The organism is Carboxylicivirga linearis, assembly GCF_018271995.1.
In the GTDB taxonomy this organism is placed as follows: Bacteria; Bacteroidota; Bacteroidia; order Bacteroidales; family Marinilabiliaceae; genus Carboxylicivirga; species Carboxylicivirga linearis.
Window position 1 is genome coordinate 87575 of sequence record NZ_JAGUCO010000012.1, and the last position, 25847, is coordinate 113421.

The 25847-nt window shown below is 38.1% G+C and carries 12 protein-coding genes; all 12 read right to left on the reverse strand.

From position 1 onward, the window contains the following. Positions 1–106: 106 nt before the first annotated feature. Positions 107–2050 carry a glycoside hydrolase family 97 protein gene (locus KEM10_RS14910; RefSeq protein WP_212216825.1) on the reverse strand — a complete coding sequence of 648 codons (1944 nt, stop codon included), beginning with the start codon at positions 2048–2050 and terminating at the stop codon, positions 107–109. Between the two features lie 7 nt (positions 2051–2057). After that, complete coding sequence (locus KEM10_RS14915; protein ID WP_212216826.1) at positions 2058–3404, reverse strand: DUF6055 domain-containing protein; 1347 nt, start codon at positions 3402–3404, stop codon at positions 2058–2060. A gap of 190 nt (positions 3405–3594) precedes the next feature. Next, positions 3595–7659, reverse strand: coding sequence for a hybrid sensor histidine kinase/response regulator transcription factor (locus tag KEM10_RS14920; protein WP_212216827.1), 4065 nt, complete (start codon positions 7657–7659; stop codon positions 3595–3597). 97 nt (positions 7660–7756) lie between these two features. Then, a complete protein-coding gene (locus KEM10_RS14925) occupies positions 7757–9895 on the reverse strand; it encodes a family 43 glycosylhydrolase (RefSeq protein WP_212216828.1) in 2139 nt (712 codons plus the stop codon). A gap of 41 nt (positions 9896–9936) precedes the next feature. Further along, positions 9937–12309, reverse strand: a complete 2373-nt coding sequence (locus KEM10_RS14930) for a beta-L-arabinofuranosidase domain-containing protein (RefSeq protein WP_212216829.1) — start codon at positions 12307–12309, stop codon at positions 9937–9939. A gap of 142 nt (positions 12310–12451) precedes the next feature. Then, positions 12452–14230 (reverse strand): aminopeptidase P family protein, encoded by a 1779-nt coding sequence (locus KEM10_RS14935; RefSeq protein WP_212216830.1) that lies wholly within the window; start codon positions 14228–14230, stop codon positions 12452–12454. A 97-nt stretch (positions 14231–14327) separates the two neighbouring features. Continuing rightward, positions 14328–16691 carry a glycoside hydrolase family 127 protein gene (locus KEM10_RS14940; RefSeq protein ID WP_212216831.1) on the reverse strand — a complete coding sequence of 788 codons (2364 nt, stop codon included), beginning with the start codon at positions 16689–16691 and terminating at the stop codon, positions 14328–14330. A 15-nt stretch (positions 16692–16706) separates the two neighbouring features. Further along, positions 16707–17540, reverse strand: coding sequence for a M90 metallopeptidase family protein (locus KEM10_RS14945; RefSeq protein WP_212216832.1), 834 nt, complete (start codon positions 17538–17540; stop codon positions 16707–16709). Positions 17541–17584: 44 nt separating this feature from the next. Next, positions 17585–19987, reverse strand: coding sequence for a glycoside hydrolase family 127 protein (locus KEM10_RS14950; RefSeq protein ID WP_212216833.1), 2403 nt, complete (start codon positions 19985–19987; stop codon positions 17585–17587). Positions 19988–20015: 28 nt separating this feature from the next. Further along, positions 20016–22412, reverse strand: coding sequence for a glycoside hydrolase family 127 protein (locus KEM10_RS14955; protein ID WP_212216834.1), 2397 nt, complete (start codon positions 22410–22412; stop codon positions 20016–20018). Between the two features lie 98 nt (positions 22413–22510). Then, positions 22511–23716, reverse strand: a complete 1206-nt coding sequence (locus KEM10_RS14960; RefSeq protein ID WP_212216835.1) for a CotH kinase family protein — start codon at positions 23714–23716, stop codon at positions 22511–22513. A gap of 85 nt (positions 23717–23801) precedes the next feature. After that, positions 23802–25844, reverse strand: a complete 2043-nt coding sequence (locus KEM10_RS14965) for a DUF4859 domain-containing protein (RefSeq protein ID WP_212216836.1) — start codon at positions 25842–25844, stop codon at positions 23802–23804. Positions 25845–25847: the final 3 nt, after the last annotated feature.

A 25847-nucleotide genomic window follows, 5' to 3' on the forward strand; every position in this document is an offset into this window, starting at 1 on the left:
ATGGATTTGAGACGATGATTACAGAACATGCATTTGCATGTAGGATTATTGGGCAAAAAAAAGCAGCTACTTCATTAAGTAACTGCTTTTTGTAATTCAACTATTCCTATTTAGTTAATCTAATGACAAATCCACCACCTTTTTTCATGGTTACCGTTAGTACATCTTTATTTGTTGCATTCTTTTGAATAGATTGATAATCTTCGGCATTTCTGTTAGCATTTACTCCGTCAATTAGTAAAGAAGCTTTGTAATTATCCTCATCTAGTATCTGGGAAAGATTTATTTTAACTTCACGTTCTGTCCAGTTATTTAAACCACCTATATACCAATCTTCACCTTTTTTACGAGCTATTACAACATATTCACCTACTTCGCCTTCAATGGCTTTTGTTTCATCCCATGTGGTTGGAACTTCACTCAGAAATTGCAGAATATCGGGGTATTTCTCATAAGCCGTTGGAGCGTCGCATAACATCTGTAGAGGTGCATAATAGGCAACAAACATACCCAATTGGTGGCATCTTGTTCCCATACTTTTGGGATTATAATAACTCACATGGTAATCACCTTGCGTTGAATTACTCATTGCTCCGGGGGTATAATCAATTGGCCCGGCCATCATACGTGTAAAAACCAAATCAACATTATGTGAAGGTGTTTGCTCATTATTGAATTTGTTGTATTCGCCACCATGAACCCCTTCATAATTGATCAGGTTTGGATAGGTACGATGCATTCCGGTTGGTTTGCTGCATCCATGATAATCGATTAATAAATGATGTTTGGCGGCTTCTTTTACCATACGTTCGTAGAACTCAATGGCAATTTGATCATCGCGATCGATAAAATCAATTTTAACTCCTGCTATTCCCCATCTTTCAAAGAGTTCAAAAGCTTCTTTGTATTGTTTATCAATAGTGTGCCAAACAGCCCATAATATTAATTTAACACCTTTGTCCTTCGCATATTGAGTAAGATGTTCCATATCAATCATAGGTGTAGGAAGCAGAACATCAAACTGATCGGACCAGCCTTCATCCATTATTACATACTCGATATTGTTGCGAGCCGCAAAATCAATGAAGTATTCATATGTTTTATCGTTAATACCGGTTTCAAAATCAACTCCCTGAAGATTTAATGCATTCCACCAATCCCAGGCTACTTTACCTGGTTTCACCCAACTGGCATCAATCTGTGAAGGACGAGCCAATTTGTACACTAGATCGGAGTCGGCCATTTCAATGTCCGATCTGGCAATGGAAATTGCTCTCCAGGGGAAAACTCGTGTTCCTGTTGTTTTGGCAATGTAGTTGGCACGTTCAGTAATTTTTAAGCGGAAATTGTTCTGAACCCATTCGGTTGGGTATTTGGCAAATTTTGCTGTTAAATAAGAACGATGTGCATGATTGATTGACTTGGAAAGGTACATTCCCGGATAATTGAAAAGATCTGATTCCAGAACAGTTAGCCTAATATTATCAGCTATAATAGCACTTGGCAAACTGATCAGATTATCCGGTGTAACTTCTCTTAATGTCTGACGGGTATAAAGCTTTTCAAAAGAGGTTGTATACGAATCAACAACATGACTTAGCATCTTATGATTTTCCCAGAAACGGTATTCCACTTCTTCGTCATACACAATTAAATCTCCTTTCAGCGATGTTTTAAATCGATAAGCAATTCCATCGTTGTACATTCTGAAAATAAGCGAGTAGCCGCCTTTAAAATCAAGGGTCAACTCATTATATTGATCTTTCACTTCGGAGCGAATACCCCAAACCGTTTTAATGGTTTTGTCTTCTGATGTGGTAGATTGTTTTAGAAGAGTAGGATTGTGACCTAAAATACCTTTGTCAGTCGTCATTGAGATAGGAGAATACCACATGGTTTCAACTCCATCAACCACTAAATCGTAATATATACGATCGGTAATTTTTACATTTACTTTTATAGATTCATCGGGTGATGAAACGGTGGCAACCTGTGAAAGCATGTTCGCAGAGAGTGCGAATAACACTGCAAAAAGAAGCTTAATTTTCATTTATGTTTTAATTAATAGTTTGTTGTTCATTAAAGATACTTGTTCCAGATAGGCGAATTTGATAGGGCCATTGCTCATCATTTTCTGGTTTAAAATCCATTTCATGAATCCAATGCTCTGTTGGAGCTCCGCAAACCATCAACCAAAGATTAGCTGTATTATCTGGAACTGTAAATGTAACAGTATCTGTGTTATTAGAGAAGATTGGACTATAAATACGCTCATTATTTTTTAGTTCAGCAATAAAACCATATTTCCATCCGGCTTTATCTGATTGAATATTATTGTAGCCATCTGCATCAGTTAGTCCTTTAAACTCCATTGATATTTCTGTTTCTGTGCTAGGAACATTTAACCGTATGCCATTATACCCATAGTTTTGAGGACAATTCTCTTCTGATATTTGATACCAGCCATTCTTCTTTTCGATCAATTGGGAGGTATGTTTATTGGCAAATTCACTCGCAATTGTTCTAATACGATCCATGTCCCAGGTCATAAATTTCAGATATGCATCAGCTATTTCATTATTGAAGGCTTCTTGATCCATTTCCTGAATGCGTTTATAAGTCATTACCGGATCTTCTCCCTTTTTTGCATTTCTCCAAAGCTTGCCAATAAACTCTCTTCCGTATTTATTCGACCAGTACTCCAAAACATAAGGGGAGCAGTACATATTATCTTCATGCAAAAATGCTTTATGTGTATTCTTCATAAAGTTATCAAAATGATAGGTTTCCAGCTGCATCCAGTTCGGATAAAATTGAAAAAGCATGTATTGCGAAGTCATTTCATAGATAGATCCCGGATCGAAACCATCATTACCGTCGGCCGCAACCTGATACTGAAAAGCATGTCCCATCTCATGAGCCATGGCTGCATATGGTTTTTGTTGAATGCGGTTGGGCGATAGCCACATAATACCAATTGAGTCTTTTTCACCTCCGCCATAAACCGTACCATCATCGTTGTGATAGGCAAAAATCAGCATTCGAATACTATCGGTTAGAGATTGTCCTTTTTCTATGAATTGTAAGCTATCGCGATAAAACACAAACATCTTTTCACTTTCTTCCATCAAATCATGCATCTGAAATCGATATTTCTCATCGCTTGTAGTTGACGGATCTTCACCAAATGCCTTCTCCCATAAAATTGCCAGGTTAGCAGTTTCTTTCATTCGATATCGGCTAAGTTGAGCCAGGCTATCCGAAAAATCATTCCCTTTTTCCACCTTCCATATCTCGGATGGGAAATAAGTTATTTTTTCAACATCACTTATATTGTTGTTGATACAAGAAACAAGTAATGCAGAAGAAAGGAGGCCGGATAGTATTTTAGAAATTCTATTCATGCTGGTTTTATTAGTACAGTTTATTCCAACATAAAGAAAGCTAAAACACGCTCGAGCGTTTAGTAGTAATGTTTATAAAACCAGCATAAATGTTCATTACTACACATAAAACAACTGAACTTTCAATATTCATGTTAGAAAACCTTTGGCCGAGTAAAGCAATAGGGCACTTCTGTTTTTTTAAGTTAAATCACTTTCCAAAGTACTCACGTGGTGATTTGCCATAGAATTCGCGGAATCGACGGGTGAAATAAGTTGGACTTGAAAACCCAGTTTCGTAGGCTGCTTCAGAAAAATTGCATTTACCACTGGAAATTAGTTTTACCGCCTCTTTTAATCTGATAGCCCTGATAAACTCTGTACTTGAACATCCCAATAATCCTTTCAGTTTTAGATGAAGAAGTGATCGGCTTACACCCATTTGTTTCATTATGAAACTCACATCCATATCAGGATTGCTGATGTTTTGCTTTACAATTTCGGTTAGTTTTTCGATGAATTGTTTATCTGATTCGGAACAGGCGATGTCCTCAGCTTTAACATCTTCATCGCTTTTAAATTTATCAATTAAAAGCTTACGAGTATTAATGATGTTTTCAACATATTTTTCAAGAATGGCCGGATAAAAAGGCTTAGCCATATAATAATCAGCGCCACAATTTAGTCCATGAAGTTTATCCTCAACGCTATCTTTGGCTGTAAGCAATATCAATGGAATATGTGAATAATTAATATCCTTCTTTAGGTTTTTAGTCAATTCAATGCCATCCATTACGGGCATCATAATATCGCTGATAATCAAATCGGGGCGATCTTTTTCTAAAGTATCAAGTGCCTCTTTACCGTTAAAAGCTGTTATTACGTTATACTTTGCTTCCAGATTCTCTTTCATAAATTGAACCAGTTCCACATTATCCTCTACTACCAAAACAGATGGCTTGGATGATAGAGCATCGACATTAATCAAATCGGCTTTAGTGAAATTTGACTCGACTTCTTCTTCAATTATATATTGTGATTGGGGGGAGTTAGCTATGGTTGATATTTCTTTATTATTGTAATCATCACGACTGACAGGGATAACAATCTTAAACTTAGTTCCACTTCCGATCTCACTGTCTACTGAAATTTTACCTTTATGCAATTGCACCAGACTTTTTACATAGGCTAATCCAATACCCGATCCGCCTTCATTCTTGGATTCATCTTCGATTTGGAAGAAACGATCGAATACTTTATTTAGTAGTTCAGGTTCAATTCCTTTACCTGAATCAGAAACCTTGATAATCAAATCATATAGCTCTGGTACATGCTTCCCTTTTCTTTTTTTTGTTTTGAGCGAAAACTCTATCAGTCCACCTTCAGGAGTGAATTTGAATGCATTGGAAAGAAGATTACAAAAGATTTTATCCATTTTGTTTTTGTCAATCCAAACAACTTCATTTGTTGAGGTTAAGTGCGTAGAGAGTTCAATACCTTTTGTTTCGGCAATGCTGTTGAAAGAATAGGTTACATCATTTATTAATTCTTCTAAACTAGTAGGGGACACTTCCAGTTTTTCTTTACCTGTTTCAATTTTTCTAAACTCCAAAAGTTGGTTAATAAGTTGGAACAGTCGATTAGCATTGCGTTCAATACCAAGTAATCTCTTCCTGAAAGCTGGTGTTATTTGCTCTTCACTCATAATTTTACTCAAGGGGCCTAAAATAAGCGTAAGAGGTGTTTTAAGCTCATGCGATATGTTGGTGAAGAATTCGAGCTTTACGCGATTGATTTCTTCGGCATGCACCTTTTCGCGATGCTCCATTTGAGCCAGGGCTTTTGATTTTTCGATGTTTTTACCAACACGGAATACAACCAAAAAGATAATGAGTACAATAAATACATAAATTGCATATGCCCAGCCTGTCAACCAAAAAGGAGGTAGTACTTCAATAAGTAGTTGCCGCTCTTCAATATCTATTTGTCTTTCGTTATAAACAGCCTTTATGTGTAAAGTATAGGTTCCGGGACTAATATTAGTGTAAGTAGCAAAATTTCGATTACCCACATTGTTCCAGTCTGTTTCTAAACCTTCTAAATAGTACTTGTACTGGCATCTTCCGCCGGTTGAATAACTAAAAGCTGAGAACTCAATAGTAAATACGTTTTGGTTATGTTTTAATCTAAGTTTATCTAATTTATTAATGGATTGATTGAGTACTTTACAACCAGGTTGAAGTGATTCGTTAAACAGTTGAATATCGGTTAAGGCAATGGGTAGATGCTGCTTTTTAGGAATATCAATTTCTTCGTTAAACGATACCATACCACTATTTCCGCCAAAGTAAATATTACCGTTACTATCTGTAAACGAAGCCCGATAATTAAACTGATTGAAAGGTATACCCGAATTACTATCAATAAGTGTAAATATCTCTTGTTCGGGTGAAAAATGAATTAATCCTTTATCTGTACTTACCCAAAACCAACCGTTTAACCCTTCTTCTAAACTAAAAATCCATGAAGCAGGAAAATGATTTGATTTATTGAATTTTTGAATAGTGCCATTCATGGGGTTATACATGCATAATCCATCGTAGCAATCTCCTATCCATAATCTGCCTTTAGAATCTGTTTTGACAAAATTGATGTTTGTGTAATCCGGGATCTGATCAAAAGTATATAACGAATCTTTTTCCGGATTATATTGATATATCTTACTTGCGGAGGAGAACCATAGAATTCCATCATTGGTACTTGCTATACTTTCAAACTGAATGGATCTTAGTAAATCTGGTCTGAGAGCAATAAACTCTTTTTGTTTGATATTATAATAGGTAATCCCTTCAGAAGTGGCAATATAAATGGTATCACCTACTTTTTTAAATTGATAAATAACATCAGAAAGAGTCTCATCCTCATCATTGCGATGGTAGTAGCTGAAAGTGTTTGTTTGGGTATTTAAAACATTAATACTTCCGGTATAGGTGGCAATCCATAATTCATCGTCGTTTACAAAAAGTAAATCATGAAGGTTATCGTAGGATAAACCTTTTTGGCCTGATTCTGATGAATAGTGCACCATTTTACCGGTCTCAACATCTAATTTATTTAAACCTTTATCTTCAAACCCTATCCATAAATTACCATCCAAATCTTCCTCAAAACAACTCACTACACGACCATTAATCTGCCACTTTCTAAAACCAGGAGTCCATGTTCTGAAGAATTTTTGTTCACCACTCCAAAAGTTAATTCCGCCAAAATAAGAGCCCAGCCACATATTTCCTTCCATATCACAAAAAGCATCGTAAATAGGGTCGGTGTTTAGCCCTTGGGGATTTGATAGTCTACTCTTTATTAACCTCAGTTTGTCCGATGTTGGATAATAAATGGCTAAACCGGCTTCTGTTCCAAGCCAAACTCTTCCTAGTTGATCTTCAGAAAAGGCATGAACAAGGTTATGGGGTAAGCGGTAGGCATCATTGCGGTTGGTTGTATAATGACTGTAATGTTTATTTACAAGGTTTAAATTCGCAATTCCAGATGTTGAAGTAGAGATCCACAGGTTATTGTGGCTATCAATAAATCTTAAATCATAATCCTCAACATTAAATACCTGTGGTAATAAAAGTTCGTTTATTTTTAGTGTTGATTTATTATAAGAATAGATAATGCCTGAGGTGGTTGAAAAAACAAGCCATTGATCATTTTCAACCAGATCATGAAAAACCGTTTTTCTATCTATGTTTTGGATTTCTAGTTTTGACAGAATATCCGTTTTATTGCCGTTTGATTTATCAACAAAATAGATGGTATTATTCTTACAGATCCAAAATCCATTATTGGATGGAGTAACAGAAGTTGTTGTACCTAGCGATGTCAGTAAATCATAGGGATAGAAGCATTCCAGATTATCATCGTAATAAAAGTATTCTTCATCATTGGTTCTACAAATAAGCATTGAGTCTTTTGTGAAGAACAACTTATTACAATACATCTGAACCAATTCGTGATTATGGTTATAACTCGGGAAATCACGAAAAGTCTTTCCATCGAACCGAACTACCGACATGCGGGTTGCCGCCCATATAAATCCATCAGCATCTTGAACAATGCTTTTTACATAAGTTGAGGGCAATCCATCCTCATTGGTATAATGACTAAAATAAAGTGGTTCTTCTTCAGAAATTTCTGCCTGAATAGTTGCGATACCGATTATCGATACCAGAATATTTATCAACAGATACTTAGCTAAAAACACTTTATTCATAGATTCAATTTTATGAGAAACGATTTAGCCAGGGATGATTTTAAGGTTTTTGAAAATATATAAACTTAATCAAAATTTAATGTATTGAAGTGAATTTTTATTTAAGCCCTTTGGGTTTTGATTGTATAAAAAGGTTTGAAATCTCTTCAGAATTCATGCTGATATCATACAGCTGTACTTTGGCAATGAATCCTTTAAAGTTCTCCATTTCAAAGCCTGAACTACCAATAAGCACCGTGTCGCTTTCAACAAAAAGCATTAGAGGCAACTCTCTGTCCAGTTTACCATCAACGTAAACACTTTCTTTCATACCATCGAAAGTGATGGCAATATGATGCCATTGATTGGCTGAAGGAGTTTCTTTGAATCCCATATCAACCGATCCGTCTCCATGAGCGATGGCACCAAACGGGCCGCTTCCGAACATCATTGCTGCGTAAGAAGATTGTAGCATATTATCGCGTGAGTTCCATTTAAGAATACAATCACCATTTTGTAACTCAGGTACGTTCACCCATGCTGATGCCGTAAATGGAGAATTCCAGTTCAGACTTTTGGCAGGTGAGGCAGTTAATTCATAATATCCTTTTCCCTCCAATTGAACGGCTTTAACACCGTCTATAGTGGATAATGAAGCATCTCCATGTAAGACAAAATCACCATCCATCAAACCTTTATTTTTAAACTGCTTGATCTTCTTGGCTTTTAGCTTTTGAACATCAAAATCAACCAATAGTCCCTTTTGAGCGGTACTGCCGGCTTCAATTGTTTGAATATGATGATTTAGTTCTGGTGTTTCAAACAAATCATCATATACTTTTACATTCCAAATTGCTGCATACATACCAGCTTTCTCGGTTCCGGTTACTGTAATCTTAACATATCTGGCATCGGCATTATTATCATCGATTATTGGACATCCACTCTGTTTGTTTTGAGTTCGATCAGTGAATATATTCCAGTTAATACTATCAGCCGAAGTCTCAATTCTATATTGATAGAAATATGTGGAATATTCAAACTCAGTCATTACTCTTTTGATGGATTGTTTCTTGGCTAAATCGATTACCAATGATTGAGGTAAAGAGCCGCTTGAAGCCTTCCAAATAGTTCCGTTATTATCGTCGGTTGCCAGTAGAGGAAGGTACTTGTAATCCGTTTCTTTTTCGGTATATCGGTTGACTTCAGCTTGTAAGTGGTAATACGAAGTTGCTGATGCTTTAGCCTCCAAAGCCAGGTTCTTAGGTTGCTTTTTATTTTTATTGACACATACGCCTTCGTGACTTGCATCAATCTTTTCAATGGTATAAGGATCGGAAAATACCATTCGATCCATACATGTCTGGCGGAATTCGCCTCCTGAACTGTGTGGGTTATCATGGCGGTGATAGAAAATATAGTACTCACCATTTTCTTCTAACACAGAATGATGTCCGGGAGAATGGATCAGGCCATCTTCAGATGTTTCCAAAATAGGATTATTCTTTCCATAGTTCCAGGGACCTTTTGGTGATCGTGACCATGCATAATGAACTGAATAGGTACTTAAACGACAATCGCCGGCCGAATACATCAAAAAGTAAATGCTATCTTTTTTAAGTGGATAAGCTGCTTCAAAAGCATGCGGAATCTGTTCAATGGGAATAAATCCTTCCTCCTCAATGGTGAACATATCATCCTGATTGATTTTAACCCATCCCATGCCTTTAAACGATGTACACCAAGTTCCGAAATAGCTATATAGTGATCCGTCATCATCTTTAAAAAATTGTGCATCCAGAGCTGGTAAATACTCTTTACTGGTTCCAACAGGAATAACAGCTTTACCATCGTTAACCGGTTTCCATGGTCCGGTTGGCGAATCAGAAACATAGCCATAGATATTACATCCAAACTGGCAATTACCCATGTAGTAGTAATATTTTCCGTTATCGCCTTTAACCACATCCGGTGCCCAGCAGTTGGTTAATCCTTCCGGCAAATCCAGGGTCATCTCCTGATTATACCAATTAACTAAATCCTTACTTATCCAAACCGATGGCTCGCCCGAAGCCAATTTTACTCCATCGCTGGTTGCATAAATGTAATAGGTGTCATCAAACTTTTTGATGGTTGGATCGGCAAAATATCCGGGTAGGAGAGGGTTGCCATTTTCGGAGTTCATATGGGGTGATTGCGCCTGAGCAACAGCCGAAATAATTACAAATACAATAAGTTGGATGAAGTGCTTATTCATATGCTTTGGATGATTGATGATTTTTATTGGTTAATTGGCGATTATGATCTAATGGTTCTAACAGCAAAAACCGGTCCTGCTCGATGCCCATCGTGAGGCAACAACTCTACTTTGATTTTGCTTTTATTCTCTATCAGGTTCTCCGGAAGATCATAGGTTACATTGATAAATTTCCCAGGAGCCATATTGGTAATGTTTTCGGTGGCAATAATAGTGCCTTCTACTGCAATATCAAAGGTGTGACTTCCGGCAAACCCACCCCAATATTCAAAAACCAACGAATTGGTTTGCGATGGATCAATAGCCATTTCAAACGAGGCAAAACCTTCCTTTGGTATTTCGCGGTATTTTCTCGATTTATATTCACCTACCCACGATGCTTCTTCTTTGAAGTTATGGTCGCGCTCCGGCTGCATCTCTCCCAATCGAAACAGATCAATGGTTTTTAGTTCCAGTTCTTTCTTTTTAGCCTGTTCTTCTTTGTATTTCTTTTGCTGATGCTTCCATTCGTTTGGTGTGTACGAATCCCAATAAACAGTGTAAGTGCAATTATGGGTGCGATAGAATGGTTGCAATTCCACAGCTCTTGGCTGAGCTATATCAGTTAATTTAAATGCATTAAAATCCTTTTTTGATTCTAGTAACCAGCTGGCAGGATCGGCATCTTTGGTCATTAAAACCGGCACATATAAAGGATCTGCAATTTTTGGATCATTCTCAGGTCCAAGAACTCCAGCTAATAAAACAGGTCCATTGAAGATGGCAATTCTGTTTTTGTTGTCCGGCATCGATTCGGTATGCAAGTTAAATGGCATATCAATTTTAATCAGGTCGCCATTTTTCCATGTATCTCCCAAATTAATAAATGATCCGGGTTGAGCTTCAATTGCCAATGTCTTGCCATTAATGCTGATATTAAATCCTTCAGTTGCCCATGCAGGGTAACGAACTTTTATTGAAGTGTTTTTAATTTCATGCTTATCAGACAGTATCTCTAATGTTGTTCCTTCTTCCTCAGGGAACAAAGTAGATTGTTTTAAGCTAAAACCTTTTTCCTTCCAGTTAACTTCCGAGGCAATGAATTGTCCAACAAATAATTCATCTTGAGAATGATAATAAATATTTTGGGCATACTTGGCATGATTCTCCATTCCTGAACCTACACAACAAGTAAAACCATGTGGATCTTCGTAAACCTTATAACCTCCCATGTCGAGGGATAAATGGTAAATAACGCGTCCATCCTCAGGATTTTGTGATGATAAGATGTGGTTAATCAAAGCTCTTTCGTAGTAATCAAGCACCTCGGCTGAAGGGTTCCATTGGAAAAGATGCCTTGATAACTTAAGCATATTGTACACACAGCATGTTTCAGCTGTATTATTACTTAACTGATCGTTTAATTGATCGGGCTCGTACAAATATTCGTAATTATCAAAATCACCTGCCACATATGCATGATGATGAACCATCATATTCCAGAAGTTGACAGCTCCACTGTAATCGTTGGTATCGCCTGTTAACTCATAGCTTCGAGCCAAAGCCAAAAATTTAGGTATTTGTGTATTACAATGTTTACCGGCTAATACATCGTGGTTTTCGATGATTGGATCAACAATGGCTTTATGTCTGAATTTGTTTGAATACTCAAGATAGGTAGGATCGCCAGTTTCGCCATACAAATCAAGAAATGTTTCAGGGATGCCTCCAAACTCGCAATGTAGCATCTCTTGTAATTGCTCATCATTTAATTCTTTTACGATTTGTCCAACCCATAGGGCTAAATTTTTATCAATTTCAAGAGCTTTCTTATTATCACATAGCTTATAAACATGAAACAAGCCATCCATTATTTTATGAATGGTGTAAAATGGCGACCATAATCCGTTAAGGTTAAATCCCTGGGCTTTAATTTTCCCTTTGGCAACTTCTTCTGTTAATACCTTCTCGGTATCTTTAAAAGCTCCGATAAAGCCGGTTGAGCTTTGAGCCTGGCATAAAGCCAATTCATCCACAATGTAATTAGCGCGATTCAAAAACTCTTCGTCGCCGGTGGTCTGATACATTTGACTTAAAGCTGTCATGTAATGCCCCAAACTATGACCAGCCAATGATTCTCCTTCCCAGCCTCCATAATGATCCGCCTTAGGTTCTAATCCTGCATTGGTTCTAAATCGGGCCAAAAAACGATCGGGTTCATAAGCCAACAGAGTCTTTTCTCCCAATTCAGTAGCTTTATAAAAAGGACCATCCAGAAGTTTTACATCTTTAATTGAAAACAGCTCAACTTTAGGTTTCACAGTGTCTATCTCTTTGGTTTTTTCATTATTGCAAGACATCATGATGAATGTTAAAAAAGTAGCAGTAAGCAAAGATGACTTCTTAATTATTTGGGTTGGCGAAAATTTGTGCATATGTTCTTGTTTCCTGGATTACTGATTTTTTCTCAATGTGAAGAAGAAAAATTATTCCGGTAACGGCTGTCATTAGCGTTTAAATAACTTGCACAAATGTTCAGACTAAGACAACCGTTACTGATAATGAGTTAAGAAGCTGTTAAATGACTTGAGTTATTTCTTTCAAAAATGTGCTTTCAGCTTCATTCAGTTCAGGAGCAAGTTTATCGTAGCATTGCTGATGATATTGATTAATCCACTCAACTTCGGCATCGGTTAACAAACTTTTCTCAATTAATTTTGTATCGATGGGGCAGAGGGTGAGCGTTTCAAATTGTAGAAAGCGTCCATATTCATTTGTCACCCATTCTTTACAAACCATCACATTTTCTGTTCTGATGCCATATAAACCTTCACGATAAAAAGCCGGTTCGTCAGACATTACCATTCCGGGTTCAATAACTCGATCGTTAAATTCCTGACGGATGCTCATTGGGCCTTCATGCACATTCAGGAAAAAACCAATTCCGTGCGCAGTTCCGTGTCCGTAGTTTCTTGCTGTTTGCCACATAGCATGACGGGCAGCTAAATCGAGGTTGCAACCTAAGGTATTGGCCGGAAACTTCAACTCTGCCAGACCAATAGTGCCTTTTAAAGTTATTGTAAAATCTTCCTTGGCTAATTCAGTAGGATTCCCCAAACAAACAGTACGAGTTATGTCTGTGGTACCTTCTAAATACTGACCTCCAGAATCAAATAATAGAATACCATCATTGGTGATAGAAGCAGCGGTTTCTGGAGTTACAGAACGATGAACTACCGCTCCGTTTCCGTTAAAACCAACAATGGAATGAAAGCTGGCCCCCATAAAATTTTCTTGCTGAGCCCTGAATTCTTTTAATTTCAAAAGAACATCATATTCAGTAATATTCTCAACACCTGCTGTTTGATTGAGCCAGTAAAGAAACTTCACCATGGCAACACCATCTTTTTGCATGGCAATTTCAAACATTTTTATTTCTTGTTCTGATTTAATGGCTTTAAGGATAGCTGCAATTGATAAGGTGTATTCAACTTTGGCGTCTTTGCTTAATGCATTTTTTAAAGCGTAATTAATCCGGTCGGGATCAATTAGAATTTTACCTTTAATATTACTTACATCGCTATAAATATCCTGATAAGGTAACAGGTTGATGCCTTCGCTTTGCAATTTATCTTTTAATGAATCCGATAGTTTAGCCTGATTGACAAACAAGGTGCACGATGTTTTACTGATAAGTGCAAATGATATAAAAACAGGGTTGAAGTCAACATCGTTTCCACGAAGGTTAAAGGTCCAGGCAAGATCATCCAGGGCACTTAAGAGAATAGAGTCTGCTTTCTTTTCAGTCAGATGATTTCTAATCTGATCAATCTTTTCAGCGCGTGAATAGCCAGCATAATTAACCTCGTGTTCAAATATTGGATTCATCGGTAAGTCTGGGCGATCCGTCCAGAAAGAAGAAAGTAAATCACCACAATCAGTAAGCTTAATTTCATATTCTGATAGTTCCGCCTGTAATGATTCAAAAGCAGATACTGAAATACATGTAGCATCGGTTCCAGCCAATTGATCGGATGTTATTTGACTGCTGATCCATTGTGCAGGGCTGGGAGTACCTTCAATCCTGAATTTCATTAATTGAATACCGGTTCCTTCCAGTTGGCTTGCAGCCTGTAGAAAATATCTCGAATCGGTCCATAAAGCGGCATCATTTAAAGTAACTACCATAAAGCCCATAGAACCATTAAAGCCACTGATAAACTCACGAATCTGCCAATGGTTGGGCATGTATTCGCTTTGGTGAGGATCGTAACCCGACATATACCAGGCAGCGATTCCTTTGTTTTTCATTTCAGTTCTAAGCTCTTGCAGACGAATCTTTATAATATTTTCCATGGATCAAATACTTATCTTGTTAAAAAAATAAAAGTCAAAGATGATACTTTGACTTTTATTGAATCTAATTTAGCACTAAATATTAACTATAAACCTGTTATCTTTTAATGGTACGAACACTAAATACAGGTCCCGCTCTGTGACCTTCGTGAGGTACCAATTTTACTTTTACTTTGCCGCCGTTTACCGTTAAGTTATCCGGAAGTTCATATATCTGATAGAAGAATTCTCCCGGACGTTTATTCTTCAGATTTTCAGTAACCAGTTTATGGTCATTTACAAAAATATCGAAGGTTAATGACCAAGGGAATCCGCCCCAGTATTCAAATACCAATGCCATTGGCTGGCCCGAATAAACAGTCATATCAAACGAGAACCATCCGCCACGATCGGCCTGGCGATATCTTCGTTGTTTAAACTGATCAACAAACACTTTTTCACCATCGTAATTATGATCTCTTTCCGGCTGCATCTCGCCCAACTGGAAGAAATCAATCGTCATGTTATCAATCTTCTTCTTTTGCTCTTGCTTTGCACGGTATTCAGCTTGTTGCTGATCCCAGTCTGCCTGATCAAATAAGTCGAAATAAACAGAGTATCTTCTTTCGTGAGTTTGATAAAATGGTTTGAAAACCACATCGCGAGGACGACCCACATCATGCGTTTTAAAAGTATTTGGCTTACCAGCAACGGGCTCCATCCAGTCAGATGGACTGCGCGATTCACTCATTAAAACAGGAACATACATCAACTCACTTACTTTAGGATCGTTTTCAGGACCTAAATCACCTGCCAACACCAAAGGACCATACATAATGGCTACTCTGTTTGAATCATCAGGCATGGTTTCTAAGCGAAGGTCAAAAGGCATTTTCAGCTTAACTACATCACCATCTTTCCAGTCGCGATTGATGCTTACAAAGCTTCCCGGCTTTTGATTTACTGTAATGGCTTTATCATTTACAGTAATTTCAATGCCTGACTTTGCCCAATAAGGATAGCGCAATAACAGATTAAATTGCTTGGCTTTATCTGCTTTGATTGTTAGTTGAGTGCCTTGCTCATCAGGATATTGAGTTTTCTGAATGATTTTAACGCCTTGATCTTTCCAGTTTAATTCCGATGCTATGTATTGACTTACATATAATTCATCGTTGTTATGATAGTAGATATTGCGACCATACTTCGAGTGATTCTCCATACCCGTTCCCACACAGCAAGTAAACCATTGAGGGTCCTGATAAATCTTATGACCACCCATCTCCAGCGAAAGGTTATAAATTACCCTTCCATCCTCGGGATGTTGAGAAGATAGAATATGGTTGAAGAGAGCACGCTCGTAAAAGTCTGCCACTTCAGGTTGTGCCTCCCAACTAAACATATGGCTCGAAAGCTTAAGCATGTTGTAAACATTACATGTTTCGGTGGTTCCATCACTCAGTTGATCGCGTAACGAATCCGGAGCTCCAAAATACTCGTGATTACAATGTCCTCCGGTAACGTAGGAGTGATGATTTACTACTCTGTCCCAGAAAAATTCTGCAGCATCACGGTCCTTTTGATTCCCTGTTAATTCATAGATACGAGCTAAACCAACCAGTTTAGGAACCTGCGTATTGGCATGCTTTCCAGGTAAAATATCTTCATGGTTGGACAAAGGATCTAATATTGATTTATGATAGAATGCATCGGTCATTTTCATGTAAGTAGTATCGCCTGTAACGGCATATAATTCAGCCAAAGCCTCGTTGATACCACCATATTCGCAATTCAGCATTTTTTGTATTTGCTCGTCATTCAAATCTTTCACAACGGTTAGCAACCAATCGGCAAACTTTTTATTGATCTCCAAAGCTTTTTGATTGCCGCATAATTCATAGGCATCCATCAAACCCATCATTACTTTATGCTGAGTATAATAGGGAACCCAGATTCCATTCAGGTCGAAACCCTGAGAGCGGATATCACCTTTGGCTACTTCCTCTTCCAGAATTCTTTTCCCATCGGGGAAAGCTCCAATGTATCCTTCTCCATCACTATTCTGACATTCTTCCAATTGATCAACAATGTAGTTGGCCCGATTCAGAAATTCTTCATTGCCGGTTGATTTATACATCATACAAATGGCAGAGAGATAGTGGCCCAAACTATGACCAGCAATGGTGTTATCTTCCCAACCATGGTAATGCTCAGCTTTGGGTTCTAATCCAGCCTCAGAACGAAATTTGGCTAATAGACGATCTGGTTCATAATTTAAGAGCGATTGTACATTTAGCTCTGTAGCATGTTTGAAAGGACCGTCCAACAGTTTCACATCTTCCAAAGGGAAAGTGAGTACTTTGAAATCAACCACTTCACGACCGTCAGCCTCAATTCTTGATTCTTTAGGTGAGCAACATGCCATTACGGAGCATGTTAGGCCTAAAACAACAGTGTTTTTTATAAGGGATTTTAATTGCATAAATATCGTATTTGGTTACTCTGTATAAAGATTTTGAGCACTATGACAGGAAGGGCTTTCTTTGAAATCGGAAAAATACTTACTGACCAGTTTATAAAGATCAGGGTCGTACTTTTTCATATCCTCACGCGTATTCACCCAATTGTGCTTACCATCCGGCTCAGCTACCTCGGCATTAACATTAAACCAGTTTTGAACAGCTTCAGCCCAGTATTCATATAGATTAGTAGCGGCATAGGTGTTTTTGTATTTACCTTCGGCCATTGCTTTATCTAACATTTTTTGAAGCGTATCGTTAAAAGTATCATCAATTGGAGCAATACCAATCAAGTGAATTGCATGAGCAAATTCGTGAATGGTAATATCCTCGGCATGATACTTATCAATCTGATAGCAAAGCAGATTTTCTTCAGCACAAGTGGTTAAAGGTAAATTCATATCACCACCTAAACCCCGGGCACGAACATCCCAGTTTATGGTTGTGTCGTTAGCCAAATCGGCATGTTCCGGTATATCAGTTGTGCCTTCGTAACGAGCCATAATACCTAAACGAGCACCTACTTTTACCATTTGATTTAATACATCATCAGGTAAATCACCTGTCATAAAATCGATGATTTCACAAGCCTTGACAAAAGCTGAATCGGGCACCCGCCACGAACTCATAATTTGAATCCCATTTACATTGGCATATTTCTTATAAAAAGGATCGCGATTTAGTGATGCGGGTGGCGCTGTTATGGTATATTTATTCGAAGCGCATTCACATTTCTTTTTGTTATTAGCACATGACGATGACACCAAAACAGTCATCATCACACCTAAAAGTAAAATCGATTTTATATTCATTCTTCTCTACATTAAAAATGGTTAGTGATGTTGCGTTGTACTAACTATTTTATTTTCCACTCTAAAATACCGCCTGATTCGCCTTCCTGTAATTGTGCTTTAATGCGTATTGCAGTTGTTTTAACCGGTTTAAAGTTGACTGTATTATACTGATCTAAAGCCACACCATATTCGTCGCTTGTTTCAACATCAGCCCATTCTCCTGCTTTGTTTTTATATAGCAAACTCCAGTGCTCAGGTACACGGTAATTGCCATCGTAATGATCCATATTTAACCAATAAACAGAAGATTGAGCAATGGTAACAGGAGATTCGAATACGTAATCAACGGTTTCTTCACTTCCTTCTTTCAGCCACCAATAGAAATACGACTTATCTACATCGCCCGAATTTTTAGGTTCAAAACCATCGTTTAATCCCGGAGCCCATCCGCTTGAAGCTTCAGGTGTTGCTTTTGAAGCCAATGATGCTGCTGGTTTTGCAATAGCTGTTTGCTTGTTGTCTGGTAACCAAACCAACATGTTGGATGTTCCTCTGTTGTTCCATGCATAGTAAGGTATTGCAGTTAATTCGGTTGGTTCAGTCGATTCTTTCCCGTCTTTTGAAGTTACTTGATTTGCTCCCATGGTAAGTTTAACCACACCACCCAATAATGAAGCATCAAATTCGTCTGTTACTTCAGCATCTTCCGGTGCATAGTTGTTAAACATGAAGCCATCGTTGTTGTCTTTATCTTCGAAACAGAATACAACAGGTCCTCTTTGATAAGCTATCTTACCCTGATCGTAGGTGGCTTTTTCATTGGCTATTACTTTTCGAACCGGCATTGGAAAATTAATGGTGATTTTATCACCAGGCTTCCATGTGGTATCTAATACAACGTAACCTTCATTGGTTTTAACTGATTGTTTTTTGCCATTGATACTTATTGTGTATGCATCTTTTATCTCTTTGGCAAAATGATATAAATCAGATGGTACAGGTTGGTTATGTGCCCATCCCGGAATTCTGATTTTAAGTTCCATTTTGGTTGATGAAGGCTCATCAATGGTGATGTTAACCTTGCCTTCCCAAGGGTATTTGGTTTCCTGACTAATACCTACTGTTTCGTCTCCAAAAGGAATTTTGGCGGTACTTTGTGCGAACAGGTTTACGTAAACCGTATGCTTATCTGTTGCATACATATATCCTGGAACAGAGGCCATAAAGCGAGTGATATTACCCGGACAACAAGCACATCCAAACCATGGAGCTCTGTCGTGGTTATGAGCTGATTCCAACGGATTATCGTAAAAGAATTTATCACCACTCAACGAAACACCGGAAATCACTCCGTTGTAAAGAGTACGTTCCAATACATCGTAATATTTGGCATCGTGTTCATTCAAGAACAAGCGATAATTCCAGTAAACATTAGATATTGAAGCGCATGTTTCGCAATACGAAGTCATGTTGTTTAACTCGTAATTAGGGCCAAAACCTTCGCCCTGAGCACGAGATCCAATTCCGCCTGTGATGTAAAGTTTTTTAGTAACCACATTATCCCAAACTCGTTTGGTGGCTTCCATCAAATGTTGGTCGTGCAGCAACGAAGCCACATCAGTTACACCCGAATACATGTATCCTAAACGAACAGCATGACCTACAGCTTCTTCCTGTTCAACAATTGGCTTGTGATCCTGGCTATAGGCATTTAATTTATGACCATCCGTTCCTCTACCTGTCTCTTCCACAAAATAATGAGCCAGATCGAGATATTTTTTATCGTTAGTTACTCGGTACAATTTAACCAAAGCCATCTCGATAATAGGATGACCTGATGGAACATGTTTTTGTCCTTCATTAGGGCCGAACTCCTCATTTACCAGATTGGCATTTTTAATGGCAATATCTAATAAACTTCTTTTACCAGTAGCCTGGTAATGTGCTACAGCGGCTTCGTACAAGTGGCCGCTGTTGTATAGTTCATGACTGTTTAAACGATCCCAACGACCTTTTCCGTACCAACCGGTTAAACGCTCGCATTTGTTGGTTACACAGGTTGTAAGATATCCGTCATCCTCTTGTCCGGCAGCAATTAGGGTAATTACACTATCAAGGTAATGATCCAAATCGGCATCGTATTGAGCGGCCAACGAGTAAGATGCTCCTTCCAATACTTTGTAAATATCGGTATCATCAAAAGGAAAATCGCCCTGATGCTCGCCTTCTATTAAACCGCCGGCTAACGCAAAATTGTCTAATCTGCCTGTTTCTTCACATTTACCAAAAGCCGATGGAATTGAAACGGTTCTGTTTGTCTCAATTTTAGGAGCCCAAAAGCTATCGGTAAACTTAACAGAAGTAAAAGGCACAGGGGTTAAAGGTTCCTTTCGACCTTCTTTACTGGTGCAAGAGAAGGCCAAAAGGGTAAGAATTGAGGAATATATTAAATGTCTTATTTTCATTATATTCTGTTATTGAGTTCTATTTGTTCTATTCAATCTCCCACTCGAAAAGACCTGCAGCATTATCATCAGGAAGTTGAACTTCAATTTTTACTGCGGTTGTTTTAACGGGTTTAAACGTGATGGTATTAACCGTTCCTTTTTTAATTGGATATTCGGTGTCGTTTTCTACTGGAGCCCAGTTTCCATCGCTGTTTTTGTAGTAAATTTTCCATGCTTTTGGAATTCGGCAACCACCCCATGGAGCATCATCATACCAAATTACTGAAGAGCTTGAAACAGTATTAGCTTCAGGAAATTCGTAAGATATAAACTCGGTAGTGCCTTGTTTAGGCCACCAGTGGTAATAAGGTACTGAACGGTCGTTTTCATTTTTTGGAAGTAAACGGTCGTTAACAGCACTGATGGCTTTTACCATATGCGAAGCTTCAACTTTACTTTCGGAAGCTAAGGTAGGTTGTTGAACTGCTCTAGTTGAACGCAGTTCGTTAGAGAACCAAACAGCCATTTCGCCACTTCCACGATGAGCCCATGCATAGTAAGGAATCAGGTTCAGTTTTACATCTTCAACATCAATCTTACCTTGTTTATTGTAAGCTAATAATTGAGCATCTGTCTGAATCATGTTGATTCCGTATAGCATATCAGGCTTTTCAGTTACTTTAAATTCAGGTTTTTGAGGAATAAAAGCGCTCAATACACTAAAGTCATTATCAGGCCACTCTGCACAATAAACAATTGGCCCACGCTCGAATGATACTTTACCTTGATCAGCTTCCACCAATGGATGCGCTTTTACTACGCGGGTTTCCATATCGAAGTGAACTTCTACTTTATCACCTTTCGACCATTTTCGAGCCACGGTGAAATAGCCATTCTTTAATTGACTTTCAACAGGCTTACCATTTACAGTAATTTTGTATGATAGACGTTCTTTGTCTGCGAATGAATATAAATCACTTGGAACGACATCTCCAAGAACCCATCCCGGAACGCGGATTTTTAAGTTGAAGTTTTGTTTTTTCTCTGGATTCACTTCAATGGAAATATCGCCATTCCATGGGTAAGATGTTTTTTGCGTTAAGCTTACTTTTTTATTGTTTATATCTAAAGTTGACGTGTTAGACATAAACAGATTCACGTATAAATCGCTGTTGTGCACGGCATAAATATATCCGGGAACCGAAGGAATAAAACGTGAAACATTTGAAGGACAACAAGCACATCCGAACCATGCCTGACGTTGATGCTGACCGATTGATTCCAATGGGTTAGGGTAGAAGAATCCGTCACCTTCTAACGAAACACCACTTATTAATCCGTTATAAAGGGTACGCTCCAATACATCATAGTATTTTGATTCTCCATGAAGAAGGAACAATCTGTAATTCAAATAAACATTACCAATGGCAGCACAAGTCTCGCAATACGCCGACATATTCGGTAATTCGTAATTCTTACCGAATGCTTCGCCATGGTTGGTAGCACCAATTCCGCCCGTTACATAAAGCTTTTTGCCAACAATATTGTCCCAGATTCGATCAATAGCATGTATGTACGAAGTATCACCTGTTAAGGCAGCCACATCAGCCATGCCTGAATACATATAAGCTGCACGAACAGCATGTCCTACCGCTTCATCCTGCTCTAAAACAGGCTTGTGCGATTGACTATATTCTGTTTTGATGGTGGTATAACCTCTCTTATCCAATAAAAATTTGGCAAAATCAAGGTATTTCTTTTCGCCTGTTACCACATATAATTTGGCTAATGCCATTTCTGCTATTTGGTGACCCGGAACAACACAAGTCTGATCGGGACCATCACCTACTTCGCGAACAGCACAATCTGCATAAGCTTTAGCAATATCCAGGAAAGAAGTTTTACCTGTTGCCTGATAATGAGCAATGGCACCTTCTACCATGTGCCCCAGGTTGTATAATTCATGGCTTAAGTCTTCCACTTTTTCCCAGCGTTTCGAACCAGCCCATTCATGCGGATGTTTCGGGTTCATGGTGCGGCTTGTATACAAGTAACCATCAGGTTCCTGTGCAGCTTTTACAATCACTAAAATGCTATCGATGTAATGATCTAATTTGGCATCGGGGAAAGTCTGCATTGAGTAGCTGGCGCCTTCAATGGTTTTATACACATCAGTATCGTCAAAAGATAAACCACCCACCTTGATGGTATCACTTGGATGGGCAGCATTGATAAAGTTTTGATAACGACCTGTTTCTTCGCATTTACTAAATGCCAATGGGATGGTTACTTCGCGGCTTGCTTTCAGGCGTTGACCCCAAAAAGCATCATTTACTTTTACTGAAGTGAACGGAACCGGTGTAATTGGATATCCGCTGTTTTTATCTTGTGCAAAGCTTGAGATAGCAAAGCAGGAGAGGAGTAGTAAGGCAATTTTCTTCATTGTATTTAATTTTTGATGATTCAAAGTTTATGAAGGTAAAAGTAGATGAGGTCTGGTATTTTTTATGTCACGTTTTCATTATTATCTAGTACAAATGTTTATTTGATGCCTGCAGGATAATTGTTTATAACATCAGATAGGTAATTGACTCTCTTTTCAATCCAATTTTCCATTCTGTTAATTTCAGTAATGTTATCCTTATCAATTGGCCATCTTTCATTTTCTCTTTCCATTGCAATTTTAAATTCGTCAGCATAGAGAAGGGTACTTGCCCAATATTCAGAGATGATTTTATCTTTAATTTCAAGCCAACGCTGTTTGTATTTATTTACAAATTGTTGGTTTTTGAATAAGTCTGTGAAGAATGAAGGCACATGGTAGCCTCCCGTGTGAGAAACAGGTGATGTTCCTAACACCAATTCCTGATAGCTATTAAAATAATTATGACCGGTGTACATTGTTCCCCAATCAAAGTCAAAACCAGCATCAAAATCCCAGAGTGGACCCATCGTCCATTTGCCATTTTTATTTTTATGGATGTAGATACTTCTGGGAGCATCAACTTCCACATTGTAAACAAGTTCTTGTATTATCATGAAGTCAATAAACGACGCGATATCTAAGAGAGATTCAACCTCTGAATAAACAGCATTATTGATGGCATTTTCAAATAGGGCAAATTCATTTTTGATTTCAAGTAGTTTATCTTCGGTGATGATTTTTGGATTTTTAATGCACACTGGCATATGGTATTTTTCTGACCAAAAGTTATCAGTTTCATCCGGCGCAAGATAGGGGCCGTCGTCTGCATCAAGCGATAGTAATATTCCTTCATCCTCCAGAATGGCTACCCTGTTTGTTCCTTGTTCAATTTGCTCGGTAAGTTGATATAATCCTATATATTCATCATTTAGAGTTACTTCCACGTAACGGGAGTGGTTAGGGAATGGTATTCTCAGGTTTTTGCCAACGGTAAATACAAAAGTATTCATTAGGTGAGTGGGGTCACGGTAGTTGGATAATAGGACCCAATCTTTATCAGCCGGTAGTCCAAGTATAGGAGCTTTTGTGTTAAGCTTAATACGGTAAGGTTTTTTGGGGTACCAAAGCCAGGTAGAGTTTCCTCTGCCTCTTATTCTTGCATCGGCTGTGTAATTCCAATTTTCATTATCAGATTCGAATTGAACAATACAATTTAGGTACCTTTCTTTGGAAGTTATTTCAGTTTGATTTTCTGTGGTAATATAAAGCTTAGCAACCTGATAGTTTTCTTCCACAATCTCATCATCCTTTTTTTGCTTCAAAGGAATATCATCTTTTCTGCAACTCGAAAGAATAAAGACTATCGTGCAAAAGAAAACTATCAGGTGTTTTAGCTTCATCAATCTTTTATTGAATAGTAATATTAAATACAAATGTTATTATATACTCAGTTCCATCCTTTGTATAAACAAAAGCTTCTTTAATAGTATAAGTATCATTAGCAGAACTTTTACCTGGGAACTGACCGATAGAGAATTGCATGTTAGCAGGATCAAATTCCGAAAATACCTTACTATCATTATCTGATCCCCATCCAATGACAGCACCATTACTGTCGAACCAGAAACCATATCCATTGGCTGTGGTTTCGTAATTCAATGATTCATCAGGTTCAATGGCAGCAAAAGCAATTTTACCTTCAGCTGGAGTTGATTTAGCATCTAACATATTAGAGGCAATGGCTGAAGGTTGCATTGATAGAGCCTGAGCTACCTTTGAAATATCTCCGTTGGTATTCAGGTTAACAGTTGTTCCGGTGTAATTAACGCCATCGGCTGGAAACTCAACATTATATGTCAATGTGATACTTTCCGGATCTTGATTTGGATCTACGGTAACATTGCCTAATAAATCGGTGTTGGTAAACTTAACCTTGTAAGGCCATTGATCATCATTGCTTTCTTTTTCATCCCAAGGATGCGCCTCGTAAGTGGCCGGTGCTCCTAAAACAACTAACCAGAGTCTTTCGCAATTGGCAGGTACCACAAATTCAATGTCAGCAGATGTTTTTCGGTTCATATCACCGTATACTCTTGTACCATCAGACAATAACGCAACATAGCCATATCTCCAACCAGCTCTTGTTTGAGAACTTGCATTATAGTTAGTTGTGGTTAGTGTTGTTTCTTCATCTGAGTAGGTACCTGGATCATCAGGAGCTAAAGCTGAACCTGGTGTTAAGGCTGTAAATGAAGTAACAATGGTTGTGCCTGCTTCGGGTACATTCAGAGGTACTACATTATAGCCAGTTGAACCCGGACAGTTACTATAGGCTACCTGATAACTTCCGTCATTTAGTTGGTAGAACTTATATTTAAACTGACCTATAAAGTTTTCACCATTGGCTCGAATTGCATCAATATCCCAGGTTACCATTTTGGCTGCAGCTTCATATAATTCTGCATTTAAATCACTTACGCTTAATCCATAAATTCGCATATATGCTTCCAGTGGATCTTCCGGACTTGCCGATTCTCTCCATACTTTGGCCAAGGCATCAATACCATGTTTATCAGTCCAGTAATATTGCAACCAGTAACTAGCATACCGTTGGTGTTCATGACAAAAATGGCGATGATAATTTTCAGAATAGACAGAGAAATTATAGGATGTAAAAGCTTCCATAGGATAACTCTGGAAAGATTGCCATTGAGCACATTGTTCCCAAAATGCATTACCTCCATTACCTCCAAATCCATATCTGAATCCACGTGTAAAATCGTTGGTGATACCACCATAAGCCAATAAATCGGCATACACCTGATACTGGAAGCTATGACCAATTTCGTGAGCTATAGTTGAACCAACAGGTTTACAAGTAGAAGGATTGACCCAAAGGGCACCTATTACATCATCGTATCCGGCTCCATATGCCATCCATTCGGTTGTATAATGCAAATAGATCTGCATTTTATACTTATCCAGATTGGATGTTGAAGTTCCGAGATCAGCAAACTTTAATGTATTAATATTAATGGCAAAAAACTCTTCGGCCTTTTCCAATAAATCATCTACATCAATTCTTAAAGCTGCTTCAATATCTGTTGAATTAGGATTATCGCCAAAACCTTCTTCCCAGAAAACAAAGAAATGTTCAGACTGCTTGCTTCGCACAAAAGACCATTTACTGTCGCTGCGCAACATATCCATATTATTGAATTCATTGGGCTTATAGTATTTGTCGAAATCTGCTACATCGTCTTCCGATAAGATGATTACATCCGATGTAACATCCGTTGTATCTGATGGTTCAGGTTCGGGATCGGGTGTTTGTGCAACAATGGAATTGTTCTTTCCACATGACGCAAATAGCAGTAAAATTAGGATTGTAGGTATGAAGCAAAAGCCGGCATACACCGGCTTTTGTTTATTTAAAATTTTGAAATTCATATG

Bases quoted from the DNA above. Each gene is read 5' to 3' on its own strand.
- KEM10_RS14925 (WP_212216828.1), bottom strand. From the start codon at position 9,895: ATGAATAAGCACTTCATCCAACTTATTGTATTTGTAATTATTTCGGCT.
- KEM10_RS14915 (WP_212216826.1), bottom strand. From the start codon at position 3,404: ATGAATAGAATTTCTAAAATACTATCCGGCCTCCTTTCTTCTGCATTA.
- KEM10_RS14950 (WP_212216833.1), bottom strand. From the start codon at position 19,987: ATGAAAATAAGACATTTAATATATTCCTCAATTCTTACCCTTTTGGCC.
- KEM10_RS14920 (WP_212216827.1), bottom strand. From the start codon at position 7,659: ATGAATAAAGTGTTTTTAGCTAAGTATCTGTTGATAAATATTCTGGTA.
- KEM10_RS14910 (WP_212216825.1), bottom strand. From the start codon at position 2,050: ATGAAAATTAAGCTTCTTTTTGCAGTGTTATTCGCACTCTCTGCGAAC.
- KEM10_RS14945 (WP_212216832.1), bottom strand. From the start codon at position 17,540: ATGAATATAAAATCGATTTTACTTTTAGGTGTGATGATGACTGTTTTG.
- KEM10_RS14930 (WP_212216829.1), bottom strand. From the start codon at position 12,309: ATGCACAAATTTTCGCCAACCCAAATAATTAAGAAGTCATCTTTGCTT.
- KEM10_RS14955 (WP_212216834.1), bottom strand. From the start codon at position 22,412: ATGAAGAAAATTGCCTTACTACTCCTCTCCTGCTTTGCTATCTCAAGC.
- KEM10_RS14935 (WP_212216830.1), bottom strand. From the start codon at position 14,230: ATGGAAAATATTATAAAGATTCGTCTGCAAGAGCTTAGAACTGAAATG.
- KEM10_RS14940 (WP_212216831.1), bottom strand. From the start codon at position 16,691: ATGCAATTAAAATCCCTTATAAAAAACACTGTTGTTTTAGGCCTAACA.
- KEM10_RS14965 (WP_212216836.1), bottom strand. From the start codon at position 25,844: ATGAATTTCAAAATTTTAAATAAACAAAAGCCGGTGTATGCCGGCTTT.